Here is a 21409-nt window from a genome sequence, read left to right as displayed (position 1 = left end):
GAAAAAAAGGATTGGATTTTATGAGAGAATTAATTGTGTGCGGGAAAAATTCTGTTTTAGATGCTGTAAAAAATAATTTAGGAGTTAAAAAAATAATTATTTCAAACAAAGAGAATATTAAATTATTTGATAATTCAAGATTGCAAATAGAAATTCAAGATGTTAGCTTTTTGAATAAACTGACAAAAGAAAATCATCAAGGGTTTATAGCGATAATGAACGATATTGTTTATAGAGATATTGAGTACTTGATAAAAAATAAACCTGAAATTGTTTTAATGTTAGATAAAATACAAGATCCACATAATTTAGGAGCAATAATAAGAACAGCTAATGCAACAGGTGTGACAAATATTGTGCTCCCTAAAGAAAATTCTGCATCTATTAATGCTACTTCGCTGAAAGTCTCTTCAGGCGGTTTTGTAGGAATTAATTTTTATAGAGTGAATAGTTTATCGGCAACAATAACCAAACTAAAAAAAGCGGGATATTGAAGTTACGCAACAGCATTGGATAAAGAAGCTGTTTCTCTTGCACATGTTAATTATAATAAGCCATCAATTATTGTTGTTGGTAATGAAGGAGATGGAGTTTCTAAAAGCGTTTTATCTGTTTGCGATTCTAAAATATATATTCCACAAAAAGGAACTGTGCAATCTATGAATGTTTCTGTAGCCACAGGTATTGTGCTTTTTGATTTTTTAAGAAAAAATGAAGAATAAAATTAATATCGAGAAATGAAATATCAATCTTAAAAAGTTTCTAAATATTGAAAATAAAAAAGAAGTTACACCAAATTATTTGTTTAATAAATTCGAATCAATCTATTTCGAAAAGATTAAAAGCTTAACTTGAAAATTATATTGATTATATAATAAATATAATCTTGATCATGATGAGATAAAAAACCAAATTTTAATTAGTTTTTGGGATCTAGTTAATGAGAATAATTGGAAAAATAACGAAAATTTTGAAGGATGATTTTGAAATACATTAAAATTAAGAACTCAAAATTATTTTAATAAATTACATAATTCGCAATATACTTTTGAATCATTGGTTGGATACAATCAAACAAATTTGCATTCTTTGAATACAAAGATGCAAAGAGAGTATTCTATTTTTGATTCTGAGCAAATATCTTTAGAAAAAATAAAGAAATTTATATCTATTGATGAATATGAATTATTATATTGTAGGTTGAATTTTATTAAGCCTAAATTTTCTTCTTGAAAACAGAAAGAAATGTTAAATTCAATAAAGCAAAAATTATCACTAAATTCTCTTATTTAGTGATTTTTTTATATAACTCTTTTAAATGTTTTAGAAATAAAATTAAAGGAGTAAAATATAATTAAGTTTACTACTTAAAAATTAGAATAAATAATTAGGAGATTATATGGCAAAATTTAAAAGAATTTTTATGATTGTAACAGATGGATTGGGTATTGGTCCTGATAGAGATCAAAAAGCTTTTGGTGACCATGGTGCAAATACTATTAGATCTGCTTCAATGGTTGAAGAATTTAAAATTGATAATTGAAAGAAATTGGGAATTGGCAATATAACTGATTTAAATGGTAACTATCATGTTTCAAAACCTGCTGCATATATGGCTAAAGTCCAAGAAGTATCAAACGCTAAAGATACACTTGCAGGGCACTGAGAAATGATGGGTATTAAAACACTTGTTCCTTTTCCTACTTTTACTGAAAATGGATTTCCACAAGAATTAATTGATGCATTATCAAAGGCTTGAGATGGTAGACCTATTGTTGGTAATAAATCATCTTCTGGTACAGACATTATTAATGAATTGGCTCACGAAGAAAAAGAACGTGGCGCAATTATAGTTTATACTTCAAATGACTCTGTTTTACAAATTTGTGCACATGAAGAATGAACAGGTCTTGACAATTTATATAGATATGCAAAAGCTGCACGTGAAATTTGTTCATCACGTCCTGAATGAAATGTTGGTCGTATTATTGCTCGTCCATATATTGGTGATTTTGGTAATTTTACAAGAACATTTAATCGTCATGACTATGCTAACAAACCACAAGAAATGATTTTAAATCGTCTTCAAGAAAAAGGCGTTGAAGTTATTTCAATTGGAAAAATTAATGATATTTTTGTTGGGCAAGGTATAACAACTCATTTCCCAAGTGAAGGTGATGCAAACGGAATGGACATTACTATTGATTTAGCAACAAAAGGTGGTGAAAATAAATTTATTTTTACCAACTTAGTTCAATTTGATTCTCATTATGGACATAGAAGAAATGTTAGAGGTTACGCTTCTAATATAGCTAGTTTAGATGATAAAATTGGTAAGTTGATTAATGCAATGAATGAAGATGACTTATTAATTATGACATCAGATCATGGTAATGACCCATTATACCCTGGATTTAATCACACAAGAGAATTTTTACCAGCAACTATTTACTCAAAATCATTTAAAAATCCAAAAGTGCTTCCAAATTTCGAAGGATTAGGTACTTTAGGAAATATTGTTGCTAGAAACTTTGGTGTTGATATTGTTTCTGAAACAGGTGATGATATTTTTGATCAACTAGTTTAACAATTAAACAAGCATTTTGCTTGTTTTTTTATTTTTTGTCAAAAAATAACTTTTTTATTAATTTAGTTTTTTTGCAAGAAAAAAATTTTTAAAAATGTCCTGTAAAAACAGTATTTAAATTAGTTGATAAAGTATAAAAACTAAATTATCAATAAAACTTTTATTACTATTATATAGAGATAAAAGTTAATTTTTCCATGATAGAATTCTCGCATATTTTACTCTAATAAAAAAGAAGATTTACTTGTTTTTTGGGTTTTTGATTTTCAAAAAGTATATAATTAAATTATCAAAAAAACGAAAGGAATTAACATGAAAAAAATACTCATAAAAATTAAAAATTTAGATGAAATGGAATTTGAACTTCTTGAAAATGCGCAACCTGGTGATTTTATTTCATTAAAAGAAATTTTAGATGCTGGTTCAAAAGAAATAACTAGTTATATATCTAAAGCTTCAAATATTATTTCAAGAGCCAAAGAAGAAGAAATATATAATAGAGCACAAGAGCACTTTTCAAAAAAAGTTACTGAATCAAAAGAATATAATGATTTAATCATTAAATTTGAATCAGAAAAAAATAAGTTATTAGAAAAGCATCAATCTTTATTAAAAGAAGAAATTGAAAAAAATACAAAATTATTATCAACAAAGTTCAATACAGATTTAAATGAAGCTTTAAGAAAAGAAAGAGAACTTATAGCTACTCAAAAAGAACTCGAATTTAAAGATATTCAAAACAAGATAAAAATTCAAGCAGAATTACTTTCTCGCAAAGATAAAGAATTTGATGAAAAAGTTTCTTTATTAAAAAAGGAAAATGATGAGAATCAAAAAATATTTAATTTAAATAAACAACTCGAAATGCAAGAAGAAATTTCAAAGTTTAAAACAGAAATAAATATATGAAAAGCTCAAGTTTCAAATCATAAACAAGAAAAAGAAATGGCTCTTTTATCTCTTCGTAAAGAGCTTGAAGATAAAATAAATATGTTAAATGCAAATTCATTATACAAAGATGAAAAAATAAAATTCCTCGAGGAAGAAAAAAATAATAAAGATAATATTATTAATGATAAAGTTGCAGAAATTAACAAATTAAATGGACAATTAATTGAAGCAAGATCAAAATCAAGTTGGAAAAACAATAATATTAAGACAATCGGTAACGAATTTGAAGATCATTTATTAAATATGCTTGAAGATGCTTTTAGTATGGATACAAGTATTAGATTTAATAAAGCAACACAAGCAATAAATGGTAGAATGCCGGATATTGTTATAGAGTTTCTAGATAAAAAAAATGAAGATAACGTAATCGGGAAACTAGTGATAGAAGCAAAGGCAAAATTAACGGAAGACGGTTCAAAGAAAAATGAGGAATTTTATGACAAATTAGCCAAAGATGTCAAAAATTACGGTGCTAATTTTGGAATATTGGTTACAGAATTGAACCCTGATGAGTCTATATTCATAAATTTTGCAAGAAACTATAATAATATTTTTGTTGTTAGAGATGTAACATTTATTTCTTTAGTTAAAATGTTAAGAATGCTTTTTGAAAAAGAAACTGAAATTTCGTATAAAGAAATGAATTTTAAACAAAAAGAAAGAATAATAAAAGAGTTTGAAGAATTCTTTGATAAAAACATTAGAGAAAATTTTGAAAGACTACAAGAAAGATTATCAGATATTTCTAAATTTGCGGATACAATCAAGCTAGAGTCAGAAAAAATTAAAGACAAAATTAGAAATATAGAAGAAAATACAATTAAAAAAATTGATAAAGCTTTCCAAGAAAAATTTTATAAACAAAGCTTTTTGCTTGATGTTAATCAAGTAGCACAAAATCAAATCGGAAATATTAAAGATATTTCTGAAGAAGTAACTGAAGAATAAAAAAAGTCAATATATTGTTAATTAGAAAAGTCATATGCAAGTTAAACATGCATATGACTTTTCTAATTAATACTAATCTTTTGAGTAAAAAGTAGGTTTTAATTATAATATTTAACTTTAAATTCGAAATTTAGATTAATCTAAATTTGATTGGTTTTCTTCTTTTTCTTCGTAACTTTCTGTATGTTTACACTTAGGAAAGTTAGCGCAACCAATAAATTTTTGTCCTTTTTTATTGTTTCTTATTAACAAAGTACCGCCACATGCTGGACAAGCTCTTTCAAGTTCTGGTGTTGAAAAATGATAAATATTCATTTTTTCTGAAGCGGTTTTAACTTCTTCTTGAAATCTATTTCAAAAGTCTTGAAGTACATCATTTTTGAATAAAGTATTTTCAGCTATTTTATCTAGTTCTTCTTCTACTTTTGCGGTATAACTTTCATTAATAATATTAGGAAATCCAGCTATTAATGAATCACATAACGCAATACCAAATTCTGTTGGGACTAATTGTGAAGATTCATTAACTACAAATTTTCTATCTTTTATTATGTTTACAGTGGTTGCAAACGTAGAAGGCCTACCTACCTTTATATTATCAAGCATTTCAATCAATGACCCTTCATTGTATCTTGGCAAAGGTTTAGTTTCATGACTTTCAAAATTAAATTCTTCAACTGCAACAATTTGGCCATGTGTGTATTCAGGATCAAATTGTTGTTCTTCTTTTCCGGTAACTACGTAGTAACCATCAAAAATAATTTTAGAAAATGATTGTCTAAATTCGTACTCACCATTTGAAAATTCATATAATTTACTTTCTCTAATAGGCTGCGTTATTAGTGCCATGAGCGTATTTTGGTAAATTAATTTATAAATTTTTAAGTCATATTCATTTAATTCAGGATATTTTTTTTCAGCTAACTCAGGTGTTAGCGAAATGTCTGTTGGCCTAATTGCTTCATGGGCATCTTGATCTCCACTAAAACCTTTTACTTCAGAAGCGACATAATCTTTTCCTCATTTGTTTTCTATGTATAATTTTGCGTTATTTACAAAATCGCTTGAAAGTCTTGTGCTATCAGTTCTTGGGTAACTAATTAAACCACCATCACCAAAACCTTCATAAAGTTTTTGAAGAATTCCTTGTGTTGATGAAGAAGATAATGGACTCTTTTTATACAAAGCAGACTGTTTAAAGGGTGTTATAGCTGGCACTTTTCTTTTTGAAATAGTAATATTTTTTACTAATAATTCTTTTTTCGAAGTCTCAAAATATTTTTTTATTTTATCCACTTCTTCGCTGTAAATTCAATCTTTTCTATCATCTGCCTTTGGGTTAAAATAATAAGCTAAAACTTCATTATTTTCAATTTTTGCACTTAATTTAAAAAAACTTTCAGGAACAAAATTTTGAATTTCTCTTTCTCTATCGACAACTAATTTTAAGGCAATAGATTGCACTCTGCCGGCAGTTGGTATCCCGGGAGCATTCCTAAATTTTAATTTCATTAAATTACTTAATCTAAAACCAATAATTCTGTCTAGCATTCTTCTTGATTTTTGCGCATCAACAAGACCGTTATTTAATTCTCCTGGATTGTTTATAGCCTTTAAAATTGCGTCTTTTGTAATTTCGTTATATTTAATTCTTTTAAAATTTTTAATTTTAAAATATGTAACCAAATGTTGACCAATACCTTCACCTTCGCGATCGGGATCAGTTGCAATATATACATTATCAACATCCTTTAATGCTTCTTTAATTTCGTTGACAACTTTTCTCTTAGTTGAATCTAAAGAGTATCTAGGTTCTCATTCGTTTAAATCGATTCCAAACCCATATTCACCATCTGTTTTCATCTTTAAAAAATGACCGACAGAGGCAACAACATTATACTCATCACCTAAATATTTTTTTATTGTTGATACCTTATTTGGTGACTCGACAATTACTAAATTTTTCATAATGAATAATATACATTTATTTTAATGATTTTCAACTAAAAAAAGCAAATTATATTTATAAATATTAATATATTTATTTTGTTTTTTCCGAATTAGTCCATAGTTTAGGCATAAAAAACAAAAATAATGATTTCATAATATTTTGTTAGGTATTATAATAGATAACGAGTATAAATATTTAATTAAGAATACTCCTTGGCTATTAAAAACTCAATAGCCCAGAAAGACCATAAGGAGAATAATGAGCAAATACGAAATTATGATGATTGTTGATCCAAAAGCTGATGTTAAAGTTGCTTTTGACTTATTATCTGAAGTTTTTGGAAAAGGTGTTCAAAAAGCTGAAAAACTTGAAAACAATCGTTTAGCATACAAAATTAAAAAATCAGAATTTGGACAATATGTTTTAGCTAATGTTGAAACTGAAGGTTCAAATATTTCTGAATTTACACGTCGTACAAATATTATTAAGGAAGTTTGAAGATCACTTGTTATCAACTTAGATAGCGAAAAAGGCCTATCATCTAAAAAGGCTTCTAAAAAACCTGTTAGAGCAAAAAGAGTTTTTGAAAGAAAACCAAGAGAAAACTCAACTGAAAATTCTGAAAAACAAACTAGAGCTCCAAGAGCTCCAAGAGCTAAAAAAGTAGTTGAAGAATAAAATATTTTTAATTTAAATTTTTACAAGGAGTTGAAATGTTAAATAAAGTTTCTCTTATCGGAAGAACTACACATGATGTGGAGTTAACATTTACAAAGCAAGGGATTCCTTACACAAGACTTTCTCTTGCTGTTGAAAGAAAAAGAATTAGTAGTTCATCAGAAAAACAAACTGATTTTATACCAATAGTTTTATGAAGAACTCAAGCAGAGTTTGCTAAAAACTTTCTAAAAAAAGGTACTTTAGTATATGTTGAAGGTGAATTGCATGTTAATCAATACACTAATCAATCTAATCAATTACAAAGAACAACAGATGTTACTGTTTTCGAAATAAAATTATTAGAATCAAGATCATCAGTTGTTCAAAGAACCGGCATTACTACTGAAGGGGTGTCAAAAAGAGAAACTCAGTATCAACAACCTGAAAAAAATAACATAAAACCCGATGAAGAATTAAAGAATCTTTATAATGAAGATACCTCATTTAACTCATTACATGAAATTGGGATCTCAGTTTTTGATGATGATAATGATGATTCTTTATTCATTAAGGAAAATTAAATATTAGGAGATTAAAATATGTCATACATTAAACGTAAAAAAGCTTTTGTTGGAAGAAAAAAGGTTTGTTCATTTTGTGAAGATAACATTCACTATGTTGACTACAAAGACACAGAATTATTAAATAAATTTATTTCATCAACAGGTCAAATTAAGCCAAAAAGCATTACTGGAACATGTGCAAAACACCAAAGAAAAGTTGCAAATGCAGTAAAAAGAGCTAGATTTATCGCTTTAATTCCTTACACAATTGTGCGTACACGTTCAATTTCAAAATAATTACTCTTAGGAGTAATTTTTTTATTAAAAATATTAAAAAAATATATATAAAAACATAGTTTTTAGTATTTTTTTTATATAATTTAAATTAATGAAAAAGAAACAACTTTTAATACAAATTTTAGAAATTAAAAATATACTAAATATTTTTAGCGAAATTGATTATCCAAGTATTTCTTGTAATGTTGAACAATATTGCGAGAATCTTTTTGATACTGTCTCCACTTTAATTTTTTTGAAAAAATTAGAAAGGAGATTTTAAATGAATAAAAACAATAAGAAAAATCAAAAACATATTATAGAGTTAAAAAATATTGTTAAAACTTTTGATAACAAGACTGTTTTAAACAACATCGACTTAAAGATTAATAGAGGGGAATTTGTTACCCTTTTAGGACCTTCTGGTTCAGGAAAAACAACGATATTGAGATTAATTGGTGGTTTTGAATGAGCTACACGTGGAGAAATTAAATTTAATGGAAGAGACATTAAAGATTTATCTCCACACAAGAGAAATGTTTCTACAATCTTTCAAGATTATGCACTATTCCCGCATCTAAATGTTGAGGGAAATATTCTTTACGGATTAAAAATTAAAAGAGTGCAAAAAGAAGAAATTAATCAAAAATACATTAGTAACCTTGAGATCAAAAAAACTAAATGAGAAAATAAAGCTAAACAAGAAATGAAGAAGCTTGATGATATTCAAGAAAAATTTATTAATGAATTACAAAAGTTAAAACCAGGAACATATCAATACAATAAACGCCAAAGATGACTAGATGATTCTGATTTTAAATACTCATACTGAGAAAATTTCGTTGAATTAAAAGTTCAAGATTATGAGAACAAGTATTTTAAACGTAAAATGACTAAAGACGAGCTTAAAGCAAAAGCAAAAAGAATTATTGATATAGTTGGGTTATCAGGAAACGAAACAAAAGCCATATCAGAATTATCAGGTGGAATGAAACAACGTGTTGCGCTAGCAAGAAGCTTAGTTATTGAACCTGAAATTTTACTTTTAGACGAACCGCTTAGTGCATTAGATGCAAAAATTCGTCAAAAGATGCAAATTTTATTGAGAACAGTTCAACAAGAATTAGGTCTTACATTCATTTTTGTAACACACGACCAAGATGAGGCTTTAGAATTATCTGATAGAATTGCTATTATGAGAGATGGTATCATTGAACAATACGATACACCTAAAAACATTTACGATTACCCTGTAAATATATGAGTAGCCAAATTTATCGGTGATTCAAATATTTTCAATGGTAAGATGGTACAGGATGGTAATGTCAAGTTATTCGGAAGAGAATATAAAACAATACACGAAGAAGATGAATTTGAAAAAAATATGGAAGTGGATGTTTTAATAAGGCCCGAGGATATTGATATTACTAATAATACTACCTCAAAAGACGGAAAAATTATTGGTTGAGTTAAAGAGATTTCATACAGAGGTAGTTATTACTACTTAACAATTGAATCAGATGAAGGTAATATATTCCATGTAGAAACAGCTAAGAAATTTGATATTGATGAAATGGTTTACTTAAGTTGAACTATTGATTCAATTCACTTAATGAAAAAAGATACAAAGTGAGATTACAGTCAAAATGAATTCCAAAATTAAATCACTTTTTACCTTTGATAAAAAAGCGTATTTATTTATTCCTTATTTATTCTTAGCAATTTTTCTTATATTATTACCAATTTTAATGATTGTTATAAGCGCTTTTTCAACAAAAGATTTTGACGCTTATGTTTTAATAAAGGATTCAAACACTTGAAATATTATTGGTAGATCTTTATGAATAGGTATAGTATCAGCATTATTATGTTTATTCATAGGATTTCCTTATGCTTATTTTGTTTCTAGATCAAAATCTAAGTTATTTAAGATATTCGCTTTAAGTTTAATGATAAGTCCTTTAGCAATTTTTACTGTTGCACGTATTTATTCTATAAAAGGTCTTGCATTAGCAATATTTGCTTCAAATCCAAAATCGCTAAACAATGAATTCTTTATAATTTTTGGATTAACTTACTTAAATATACCTTTAATGGTTATGCCTTTATATACAGTTTTTAAAGATATGCCTAAAAACATTATTGAAGCTAGCCATGATTTGGGTTTTGGGAATGTAGAGACAATTTTTAAAGTAGTTATACCATATGGGACAAAAGCGATATTGAGTGGTCTAGGAATTATTTTCCTTTCAAGTGCAACTACATTTATTGTTAGTGCAAAACTACTACCAGATGGATCTCAAAATCAATTAATAGGTATTGTTATTAACTCAAAAATCAATCCTGGAAACAAATATGATTTAAGTAGTGGTTCAATGCTTGTTATTGTAGTTTCAGCAATATTTATCGGAATTTATTCACTATTATTAATTGTTCCTAAAATTATATTTAAATTAAAGAAAGGGGCACATTATGAGTAAGTTCACTAGTTTTTTAAGAAGTAGCTACATATACATAATATTAGCTTTCATTTATGTTCCTTTAGTATTTGGTGTGATTTTTAGTTTTAATCAACCTACTCCAAAAGGAGAATTTAATCCTACTTGAACAGGAAGCACATTAAATAATTGAAGAAGTTTATTTGATGCTGGTCGTGATTTAAGTTTAGTTAATACATTGTTACTAGCATTAATTGTTAGCACATTAGTTATAGTCTTAAGTTTAATAACTGTTTATTCAGTTTATAGACAAAAAAATAAATTATTAAAAACAACATTATCAACAACTTCAAACGTTCCATTGATAAATCCGGATAATATAACGGCTATTGGTTTAGTACTTGTTTTTAGTGCTTTTTTCGGAATAGTTTCAGTTGATGATGAGGGATTTGGTCGTGTTATTATTGGTCATACTATAATGACATTACCATACGGAATTTTATTAATGCTTCCTAGAAGCGAGAAATTTAATAACAACTTATATGAAGCATCACAAGATTTAGGATATTCAAAATTTAGATCATGAATTAGAACTTACCTTGTTTACATGCTTCCATCAATTATTACAGTTTTGGTTGTTAGTTCAGTTTTTAGTTTTGACGACTTTATAATAACTAGAACAGTTTCGAATACATCAACACTTGGTACCAAACTTTATGAAGGGGCTTTTGAGCCATGAGGTCTTGTTCTTGGTTCAATAGTTCTGTTTATTGTATTGATTTCTAATATTGCATATGCAATTTATAAATCAAAAAGATAATGAAAAATTCTTTCTTTAAAAGAAATAAAAATAAATTTTTACTAAGTTTTGGTGTATTGGCCGGTTTGAGTCTTTTAACTTTTGTTTTAGGCATGAAGTTTACAAAAAAATTCAAACCTAGTTTTTACAATTACAAATCTTATATGTCAGAAGATAATATTAAAGAAATAAATAACACTTTTGATTATAAAGAATTTGATGAAGTAAATCAATTTAGTAATGCATTAATCAACAATAAAGCCGTTGCAGGAATCGGTTCTGAATTTCTTGCGGTTGAACTAATAAGAAAACAATTGATTGGAAAAATTGATTATGCAAGTTTGTTAAACTTACCGGAAATTGAGGGATTTTTAGAGTTTAACAAATTAAAATCTATTATAAATTCTGATGACTTTGAAAATTATCATGAAAGTCAAAAAAATAATTTTAAAAAACTTTTTAAAGAAGCTAAACAAAAAAGAGATTTAGCTAGAAAATATGTTCAGCTAACACTTCGTAGCGAAATATGAGACCACTTATCTAAGTATAAATTAGAAAATGGCGATGAACTTTGGGAATATTTCTATCCATACTTCTCGCAAGATATGGTTATAGGATACAATATTAAGAAGATTCCTTTGGATAAAGAGGTTCAAAACGAAGATGGAGGAATCAATATTGATGTTTATAAAAACTCATTTAAGAACACAGATATTCAAGACCCCTTGTCCTTAATTAATGTATTAAAAATTATGTCAAAAAATAACTTTGACAAGTGATATATAACTGATGCTGTTAGGGACAATATGTTATATGGATCTTCTTATTGACCATTACCTAATGGAAGAACGGAAAACAATTTTACAGGAAAAGTTTCTGATTCGGAAGATTATGGAAATCAAACATATAAAATATTAATAGATGCTTTTGCTGATTTAATACATGATGGAACTGGTTATGACATTAAAAATAATAAACACATAACATTTAAAGGTGATGGTTTAGAAATTGTCAATGACTTAATTAATCCAGGGCGCCCTGATGTAAATGTTGCGATTATGTATAATGGTGATGCAATTGATTCTTATTATGGTTCAGATAACTTTCCTGATGTTGTTGAAGACGGTGAGATTAGGGCTATAAAGCCAAAAAATAATATCTTATTATTAGACGGATTTGTTGTTTCTTCTGGAGCTTCACGAGAAAACGCTAAACAGTATACAAAAGCAGTATCAAATACTATTTTTCAAGGAAATAAAGAGATTATTGATAGTTACAAAGAATTAGTGGAAAAAAAACTCCTTGAAGAAAAAATTTCTTCAAACACATCTGATTCTAATTTCAATAAAATTCAAACTAAGGTTGCTTTTAAGAGAATATTATCAAATTGATCTGAGGCTAAAAAAGTAGAAATATCAAAAGAAATTGATGAAGCTGATGATAATATTGAAGTATTAATCAATAAATATTCAAGCATAATAGATCTTTCTTCTTTAGATAATTCTGATAAGTTGCAAGAATACTTTGAAGTTCAAAAGAAATATAAAAATAATGAAAATTATGAATATGATGATAGAATAAATATTTTTGTTAAGTTCTTTTCTGATTATATATCAAAAAATCTATCATCATTTATTGATTTTATTAGTGATAACTTTAAAAAAGAAGATTTCAAGATTGATTCATTATCAGAAAGAACGATTGAAACTAATTTATTTTCTGCTTGATTAGATAAAGATAGAGAGAATATTTTAAGTTTTATTTCTGAACTTAATGATAAATCTGAATTAGTTAGCTTTTTCACTACATATATAGCAAGAAAAATTTCGTTTATTGATATTTCATCACTAGAAGATAAACATAATTTTACTAATTTTGATTTTGTTAATTATGTCCCAACAAATATTTCTGATTATGAGCAAGTTTTACAAAATTACTTTTTAGACCCAATTGAAGGGCATGATGCAAATGCTATTTCCTTGTTTGAAATAACAAATGCAAACGGGATTGTTCATGAAAATATCCAACCCGTGTCTGATGAGTTACAAAGTAAATTAACAACATATTATTTTAATAAAACAAAATCATAAAATATAGGCCGTTTAAGCCTATATTTTTTACTCTAAAGTGCTTAACAAGTTGTTTATTATAGCTAAAATCTTGATTCTCAAGTTGTTCAAATCGCTAAATGATTTTGCATAGTTTGTAGTAGGACTTAAAGGCCTGTAATTAACATAACTTCCAGAAGTATCTATGTTTGTGGAAGTTCTAAAGTTATCTAAATCATTTTTTATTTCTTTGATTTTCGCCACAACACTTCTTATTTTTTGTTTAAGGCTAATTATTTCTTGATCCTTTGACTGATTTGTTGATTTTCATGATTCTATTTCTCTTACTAGTGTATTTATTCTAATTTTAAACTCATTTATTTTTTCTTCTTTTGTTAAGTTTTCAGCTAGTAATTCATTATTTTTTTTAATTTTTTCCTTTAATTCATTATTTAGTGAGTCAATCCTATTATTGTTATTAAGATTTAATTCGTTTAAATTATTTATTATTTTATTTTTTTCTAATAAATTATTCTTTAAATTTTCATTATTATTTCTTAGTTCTTGTATTAGGGCATCTTTCTCATTCAATGTTATTTTTAACTCATTTATATTGTTATTTAACTCAATAATTTCGTTTTGGAGTTTAATAATTTTTTGTTCGTTTTCATTAATTTTTTCATTTAGAGTTTCGATATTCTTATTTTTTTCAATAAGCTCATTATTTAGTCTTAAAATTTCATCATTCAAAAATTTAATTTCACTATTTTTTTCAGTTATATTATTTTCTAAAATTGTAATACTCTTTTTTAATTCTTCTTGCTCGTTATTTCTTCTAGTTAACAATCTTTCTATTTGCTCTTCTTTTTTAATGTGCAACTTGTTTTCCAAACTTATAATTTCCATTTCTTTAATAAGATTAGAAATTTTAATATCCTTCTTGTTTAAAATGGATTCAATAAGATTATTGTAAACTAATAAAGAATTTTTATCTAAAACTAACTCTTCATTCTTAGTTAAAGCATTATTAATTTTGAGTTTTAGATCATTCATTTTATTCCTGCTGTCTTGTATTGAGGCTTCAATTTCATTGACTTTTATTTCTTTATTTTGAATATCTTCAATAATACTATTTCTCGCTTCAATCTTGATATTTATATCAGGTGCATTTTTGTTGATTTTTAGGTATTCATCAATCGAATCTTTCTCAATATTCAAGTTTTTAACTTCTTCTTCTAAAATCCTTTTTTCATCACTAAGTTTTCATATTGTTTTATTTAATTCTTTATACTTATTATTAAGTTTTTCTATATTATTAAATGAATCATTCACATATTTATGTTTATTTAATAGTGATTTATATACATCTTTTTGAAACTTTATAAAAATTTTATTGAAGATATTTTGGTTATCAATAATAAAGTTTGTAATTAATAAAAATTGATTTTCAATTTTTTCTCCATTAAGTTTGTTATTATGTTTCTTATTAATTTCATTAAAGTCTTTTATATATTCGTTTAATACTTTTTCTAGCTCGCTTGTATCACTAAAATTACTTTTTAAATCATTAATTACATTTAAGTTTTGAGATATAAGCGATTCATAAAAAGCAAAAATTTTGTTGTAAAAACCCATATATTCTGAATAAGCAATGTCACTTTTTTGTTTAATAATATTATTAATATTATTTAATTCTTTCCTGATATGTTCACTTATTTCATTTATTTTTAGAGAAAAGTTTTTTTCAAATTTTAAAATATTCGAAAGCACTTTTATTTCATTGTTTATTTTTCTTGAATTAAAATTCAATAAATTTCATTCAAAACTAATTGATGTACCGTCATATTCATTAATAAAGAAATGTTCTCTAGATTCATCGATCCATTTAGAATAATCTGAAAAAAATTTTTTAAAATTATTAAAATAAAATTCTGATTTTTCATTAGTTAGAGTTGATATATGATCTTCTAAATTGTTAGTATATCTTTCTAAAAAATTTATTTTTCTTAAATTAATTTCGTTATCCTTAAAAACTTCCTTGTTATTTTTTATGAGGTTCACCAATTGATTGCTAATATTTTTTAAACTAGCAAGTAAGCTATCTATGGATGATTTTCTAATTGAAATTTGATTTTTTATTTTGTCAATTTCTTCACTATTTATAGCGCTATTTGAAAAATATTTTACTAGCCTTTCATTACTGTAAAATAGATTATTTAAATTGCTTAACAAGCTTTTTTCTAAAATGCTTATCTCATAAATTAACTTATCATGCTTTAATAATATTTCTTCTTTATTTTTTAAAAATTTAATCTTTTCTTCATTTTGCTCAAGGCTATATTTTAATGTTTCTATTTTTTTTAATGTCTCCAAATCTTCTTCATTTTGCTTTATTTTATCTATTTTTTGGATAGCTAAGTTTAAGTTTTGTGACAATAATTGTTTGTTTATTTGGATTTTTTTTATATCTTTTTGCACTTTATTATCCCTAAAAACATAGACAGATAATGGTATAAATGTGCTTGCGCTAAACAAACACAAAAGTGCACCAAACCTTAACATATTTTTTAATCTTTTTGTCATTTTTTACCTCCAAAAATAGAATAAAAAAGCTTAAATTATGGACAAAAACAATATTTTTAAATGATAATTTCTAATTCAAAAAAATACCTATTTATGATAAAATTTAAATTATTATTTAATTTATTATTTATTTATATAAATAAATGTAAAAAATGAGGTACTTATGAAAAGAAAAAAACTAAGTTTAAAAACAAAAGTTTTATTATCATTAGGGCTAATAGCCTTGGTTTCTGGTTCTGCAATAGGATCAATGTTTTTATTTGCAAAGCATTCAGATGAAGTAAATGGTACTTATTCAAACTTAAAACCTGAAGATCTTAGAAATGATTTTTCTTCAATAAGAGATGAACAATCAAACTTAAAACCAGAAATAGCTATTTTAGATCCATCTAAAAAAAGAATTGTTGGAAGTATTAATTCTACATTTGATAAATTTAGCTTTTTAAACAACCCTAATAGTGAATATAACTTTGATGAATTTTTTAAAAAATATTTTGAGATATATCAAGAAAGTTTTATTTTAGAAGTTAAATACGGTTCATTTAGTTTTTATAACGAGTATGTAATGGCTGTTAAACCTGCACAGTTCATCGAATTTACAAAATGATTTTTTAACAACGTGTCTTGAGGGCCTGATTTATTAACATTAGAAAGCTTTAGAATTGTTCCAGGTGTTGAACAAAACGGTAATGCTATAACATTAGGATCTCACTCTACAACACATAAAGAGTCAAGTGAAATTAAGTTTTTCCCAGACGCTTTCTTTGGGTCTATGCCTATTTATTCTGGGGCATCAGGATCCGGAAATGCTAGAGATGCTTTATCTTATTCGTTATTTCAGGATAGAACCGCAAAGAAAAATGTGGATGACTTTTTATCAACTATAGCTATTTCTACTTCTTTGAAAAATGCCAGAAATAATAACTCTGGTTCTGTTTTCTTATCATTAATTAATCCTCATAAATTAGTTGGAAGTGAGTTTTTAGTTTTAAAGAACGAACCAATACAAGAAAACGAATATTTTGAAACAATTAGAGAAAAAAATAGAGGTAAAGGAACATTCGTTTTACCTGTAAATACTTCATTAGAAGACTTTGAAAAATACTTAAACGAGAATTTTGAGGATAAATCAGAATCCGACTTATACTTAAATATTTTTAAAAACTCATTTAAAGGTTCAAATTCGCAAAGACAGTTTAAAAAAGCAAAGGTGGTTAAGGCATCAGTTGATAATAATGATGGAAATCCGAGATTAACAGTTGAATTCTCATTTGAAGATGAACCTAAAAATCATGCTTTTTCAATGTTTGAGGGTGAGGTTGATCCGATTTGATATTCAGCATTCGGTGCTTATAAAAATATTTTAGATAGTAAAATAAAAAACTTTTTAGATTTTTATGATTACAAATCTTATGAACTTGCTGAAGATGGTACAAAAAAAACTTTATGAGCTTACAAATCTAAGAATGGTTATAAATTCTACAAATCTAAAACAGAAGCATTAGATTTGAATAAAAAAGAAATTAATTTTGAAAAATTTACAAAATTATCAAAAGCTGAACAAGACGAAATTTTAGTAGACGTTAAAGTAGAATCATTAAATGTTGAGAACGGTGTTTTTACCGCTACATTTTCTAAAAATATAACAAAGAGTTTTGATGCAAAAAATATGAGCGAAAATGATTTTGATGAATTTGCTGAATTTAAGTTTGCTCTAGGATATAAAGGTTCTATTACACCTATAGCTCTTCAAGCAGGCCCTGAGGATGTATCTTTAGTTGATGAAAATGGTGCGAAAATTACAGGATTAGATAGCAGAAAGTATCAAGTTTTTGTTGAAACATATGATGGTTTAGTTGATAAAGTTTTAAGAAAGTTCCCTCATTTAAGAATAAAAAGAAATGGACCTCATATTGTAAAGAGAATTAATAAAGATTTCGTTTATGAATACTCAATTGAAGAAGGTGAATACTATGGCCTAAATGATACAGATAGAATTGGTCTTCCTTTATTGTTATCCGCAAGCATTCCTGGATTTAATGGACTATCAACTGATTTCTTAAAATACGTTGGTGCTCATGAATATGGTCACCATTATACTTTAGATCAAAGTCAGGCATTAAATGATAATGGTAGAGCCGTTGTTGTAGGAGGTCTTTCTACAAGGGGAGGATTAAATGAATCCTCATATTATTCAATAGATGCTCTTAAAAACTATCTTGATGCTAGAACTAATTTAGAAGTAACAAGAGTTAATTCTTTAGGTAAGGAAAGTGACAAAGGAAGCTTTGTAAAATTTACTTATATCAAAAAAGATGGCACAAAAGAAGTTGAGACAAAATCTGATATTTGAGGAAATGGTGATGGATTAAGAAATGATATTTACAAAATTTTAGATAATCCAAAAAGAAGATTTTTACAAACTTTCGAAGGGTTAAAAGAAGCTGCTAATTTAAGAAATGTACATCTTGGTGATTTATTCATTGCAAACTCATTCGATGAAGAATCTGGTACGCTTAATCCATTTATTCGTGGAGTTCTTGAGTCATTCTCAGGAAAAAAAGATAATTATTCATTTGAAAAAGTAAATGCCAAAAGACTTCTTAGTTTTATCAAAGATGGATCAAATTTAAATTTAGATAGTGAAGCATTAGTATTTAATTCTAACAGTGATAATTTATTTACAATTAATCCTGTTACATTTAACAAACCAAAACCAGGTAATGGTGAAGTTGATGATAGACAAGTTGTAAAAATCAACATGCGTGATCGTGATGGGAACCCTGTTATTGCTGTACCTTTAAATCAAACTTTAACAGAGGAAGAATTGAAATATATAGATGAAAAAATTGAACTTATTAGACAAAGTTTTATTGAAGTAATTAAACGGCAAGTTTCAGAATCAGGGTGAAACACACCAAATTCAACACTTGGCGGTAAAATACAAATGGGCGTTATTTCAATATTACAAACAACTAACGATAAATATTTTATTGATAATCTTCTATATAGAAATGATGCTTCAGAAATTGATCCAAGTCAAAACAATATAGTTAGAACAGGTGGAAACACAAGAAAAGCTTTTGAATATACAGCTATCAAAAAAGAATCTTCATTAGTAGATCAAATTATTGATATTCTAAATTCAGGTTTTGCTTCAACACCAAGTGAAACTCACACGTTAAATAATTACGAATTATCACAAACAAACAATACTTTATTATTTGTTAATGGTACAAATAATAATTATTCAAAGGCGGAATCATATTCTGTGCCAAAAACTAACCATGCTGGTATACCAAATTCACTAACTGCCAAAAATCAGCAAATTCTTGACAACCTTAGGGGAGCAGGCATTGAAGTAGATGCATCATTCCAAAATAGTTTTCATTCCGCATTTTGAACAGATTTAACAAGCATTTTACCCGTACGTGGTTCACGTCAAGATATTGTATTTTTAAATGATAATAACGAAGTACAATCGGAAAGATTATTTTCAAATTCAACAACTAATAAAGCAACTTTAGAAGCTAATATTAAAAAAATTGCATTAAGCAATATAAATAGAGGATTGGATGGTACAAAACCATTATATAATGCATATCCGTCTGGTAAATTTGCTGAAGTGAAAAGAGGTAATAATACTCTCAAGTACCCTGCATTCAGTAAATTGGAAGATTTCTTTGAATATACTTCAGTAGACTACTCAAAAGCTTCATTAGCAAGCAAAGAATTTGTTGATGGAAAAGTAGTTGCAAAATTCAATTGAGATATTAATTATGTAAAGACAAAAATTGATTTTGATGAATTCAAAGAGGCTTCTAAACCATTTTTAGATATTTTAGAAATTCAATTAGCAAAAATTTTAGACAATGAACAAGCATTAGCTAATGAGATTATGGAGCGTTTTATTAAATCAAAACACTTTATTTTTGTTAAAGACTTTAATCCTGCCAAAAATCTTGTTGAAAATATGGCTATTTTCTCTTCTGAATATGGAGTTGCATTTGATGATAAAGGATTTAAAGAAGCATTTGTTTTTGATAAAAACTTAATTCCTGACGAGGCAACAAGAAGGTTTAAATTCGATGTTAATGACCTTCAAAATGAATTAGTTGATTTTGTAAGAAGAGTATTCAACGAAAATCACGGTGACAAAGTACAAGGAATAATTGATAGTTTAAATACTCAAGATCTTTATAGATTAACTGGTAACTTAATGTGATTTGACGCTCATGGTACTAGAGATAATACAGGTTTTGATATCTACGTTCCAGGATTTAGTAACGGTCAACCTTCAAGTGATGTAATAAATTACAACTTAACAAGAGTTGAACCTTTATTAAATGATAAATTTACCGATTACATTTATAACATAGCTGAAACATTAACAAGAGATTATGTTCAAACTACTTATGTACCTAATTGAAATGATTTTGAAGGATTGCCTTCATTTATATCTGGTGTTAATGAAGCCCAAACTGGTTTAGATTACGTTGTTGATGCTACTGAACTTAAATTCTGAAATGATAGAGTAAATAATCAAACCCACATAAACACAGCTGTATATCAAACAATAAGAGCCAAAAGATATGATGAATACTTACCAAAATCAAAACAGATTTTCTATGATTTTTATGAAAGTAAAAAGCTTTATGAAAATGATTATAGAAGAGTTAATGACGCATTAAGAAATAATGGTAAATTAGTGGACGGTAAAAGAGTACCTTTTGAAGCAGGTGAAAAATCAAAATACGAAAAATTAAGAAGTGAATATATAAGAACAATTACCGAAGAAACATCGTTAAGAAATAATAAAACAGGTGCAATTAGATCAAGAATTTATGGAGATTTACTAGGTACTCAAAGAAGAACCATGTCAAGTACAGAAACCAGAAACTCATCATATTTTTCAAATTTAATCACAAGAAACAATGGTTACTTTAAGGATAGATTCCAGAAAAAAGAAATTGGTATGGAATTATACAATGATGATGGTACAGAAAAGCAAGATAGTAATATTAGATTGAAGGATTTTGAAGGAAAACAAATTACTTCAAGACCAAAAGCATTCTTTATTTCTCAATTATTAAATTACGGTGTTGGAACTAGAAACATTGCAGGAATTTTCAGGAATAAAGAAAAAGATGCGGTGGCTATGTACGGATATTTCTCAAATGACTTAGCTAAAAAAATTAAATTTATTAAATTTACAGATACACAAACTAAAGAAGTATCATACCTGCCAATAAATATTGAAAAAACAAATAATATTTTCTATTTACAAAAGCAAGGAGATGTTAATTCAAAAGTTACTGTAGAAGACTTGGGATACACTTCATGAGTTTCTGATTTTGCAATTATGGGAAAATATAGAGATACTTTATTAAAACCAAAACATAGTTATATTATGGAATTTGTTGATTCAGAAAAACAATTTGTTGAAGATTTTAAATTAGGATCATTAGAATCCTTAGCAGAAAATGGTAAAACAAGCTCACAAGCACCTATAAAAGTTCTAAATCAACTTAATACAAATGATGAAAAAACAGGAAAAACAATTATTTCAATTGATTTTCAATTCAATATCACAGGATAGGAGTTT

15 protein-coding genes are annotated in these 21409 nt (G+C 26.6%); 13 read left to right on the top strand and 2 right to left on the bottom strand.

Translation table 4 applies throughout. From position 1 onward, the window contains the following. Positions 1-20 precede the first annotated feature (20 nt). From rlmB to AXW82_RS01930, 4 genes are all read left to right on the top strand, one after another. Positions 21-722 (top strand): 23S rRNA (guanosine(2251)-2'-O)-methyltransferase RlmB, encoded by a 702-nt coding sequence (rlmB, locus tag AXW82_RS01945; RefSeq protein ID WP_004794509.1) that lies wholly within the window; start codon positions 21-23, stop codon positions 720-722. Beyond that, the gene (locus AXW82_RS01940; RefSeq protein ID WP_004794511.1) at positions 712-1293 is read left to right on the top strand and encodes a hypothetical protein; all 582 of its coding nucleotides are present in this window, start codon (positions 712-714) and stop codon (positions 1291-1293) included. The genes rlmB and AXW82_RS01940 overlap by 11 nt, the downstream gene beginning before the upstream one ends. 106 nt (positions 1294-1399) lie before the next feature. Next, entirely contained in the window at positions 1400-2587 is a 1188-nt protein-coding gene (locus AXW82_RS01935) for a phosphopentomutase (protein ID WP_004794513.1), read from the top strand. A gap of 312 nt (positions 2588-2899) precedes the next feature. Beyond that, complete coding sequence (locus tag AXW82_RS01930) at positions 2900-4486, top strand: DUF2130 domain-containing protein (RefSeq protein WP_004794515.1); 1587 nt, start codon at positions 2900-2902, stop codon at positions 4484-4486. Between the two features lie 135 nt (positions 4487-4621). On the opposite strand, the gene topA is transcribed toward AXW82_RS01930, so the two are convergent. Continuing rightward, positions 4622-6454 (bottom strand): type I DNA topoisomerase, encoded by a 1833-nt coding sequence (topA, locus tag AXW82_RS01925; RefSeq protein ID WP_004794516.1) that lies wholly within the window; start codon positions 6452-6454, stop codon positions 4622-4624. Between the two features lie 241 nt (positions 6455-6695). Here topA and rpsF point away from each other — a divergent pair, with 241 nt between their 5' ends. The 8 genes from rpsF (at position 6696) to AXW82_RS01890 (ending at position 13263) form a co-directional block, all read left to right on the top strand. Further along, a complete protein-coding gene (rpsF, locus tag AXW82_RS01920) occupies positions 6696-7115 on the top strand; it encodes a 30S ribosomal protein S6 (RefSeq protein WP_004794518.1) in 420 nt (139 codons plus the stop codon). Between the two features lie 35 nt (positions 7116-7150). Next, positions 7151-7678, top strand: coding sequence for a single-stranded DNA-binding protein (locus tag AXW82_RS01915; RefSeq protein WP_004794520.1), 528 nt, complete (start codon positions 7151-7153; stop codon positions 7676-7678). A gap of 18 nt (positions 7679-7696) precedes the next feature. After that, positions 7697-7957, top strand: a complete 261-nt coding sequence (gene rpsR / locus AXW82_RS01910; RefSeq protein WP_004794522.1) for a 30S ribosomal protein S18 — start codon at positions 7697-7699, stop codon at positions 7955-7957. A 91-nt stretch (positions 7958-8048) separates the two neighbouring features. Further along, a complete protein-coding gene (locus tag AXW82_RS03595) occupies positions 8049-8219 on the top strand; it encodes a hypothetical protein (RefSeq protein WP_155103275.1) in 171 nt (56 codons plus the stop codon). Then, on the top strand, positions 8220-9599 hold the full coding sequence (locus tag AXW82_RS01905) for an ABC transporter ATP-binding protein (protein ID WP_004794524.1): 1380 nt from the start codon (positions 8220-8222) through the stop codon (positions 9597-9599). Further along, positions 9583-10416 carry an ABC transporter permease gene (locus AXW82_RS01900; protein WP_004794526.1) on the top strand — a complete coding sequence of 278 codons (834 nt, stop codon included), beginning with the start codon at positions 9583-9585 and terminating at the stop codon, positions 10414-10416. Before AXW82_RS01905 ends, AXW82_RS01900 begins: the two co-directional genes overlap by 17 nt. Continuing rightward, the gene (locus AXW82_RS01895; protein WP_004794528.1) at positions 10409-11194 is read left to right on the top strand and encodes an ABC transporter permease; all 786 of its coding nucleotides are present in this window, start codon (positions 10409-10411) and stop codon (positions 11192-11194) included. Before AXW82_RS01900 ends, AXW82_RS01895 begins: the two co-directional genes overlap by 8 nt. Further along, a complete protein-coding gene (locus AXW82_RS01890; RefSeq protein ID WP_004794530.1) occupies positions 11194-13263 on the top strand; it encodes a type 2 periplasmic-binding domain-containing protein in 2070 nt (689 codons plus the stop codon). The genes AXW82_RS01895 and AXW82_RS01890 overlap by 1 nt, the downstream gene beginning before the upstream one ends. A gap of 27 nt (positions 13264-13290) precedes the next feature. On the opposite strand, the gene AXW82_RS01885 is transcribed toward AXW82_RS01890, so the two are convergent. Then, complete coding sequence (locus AXW82_RS01885) at positions 13291-15804, bottom strand: hypothetical protein (protein WP_004794532.1); 2514 nt, start codon at positions 15802-15804, stop codon at positions 13291-13293. Between the two features lie 163 nt (positions 15805-15967). Here AXW82_RS01885 and AXW82_RS01880 point away from each other — a divergent pair, with 163 nt between their 5' ends. Beyond that, positions 15968-21403, top strand: coding sequence for a PDxFFG protein (locus tag AXW82_RS01880; RefSeq protein ID WP_004794535.1), 5436 nt, complete (start codon positions 15968-15970; stop codon positions 21401-21403). Positions 21404-21409 lie beyond the last annotated feature (6 nt).

Origin of the sequence: Mycoplasmopsis canis PG 14 (genome assembly GCF_001553195.1) — a bacterium.
Taxonomy (GTDB): Bacteria; Bacillota_I; Bacilli_A; order Mycoplasmatales; family Metamycoplasmataceae; genus Mycoplasmopsis; species Mycoplasmopsis canis.
This window is presented reverse-complemented; position numbering and strand designations above follow the sequence as displayed.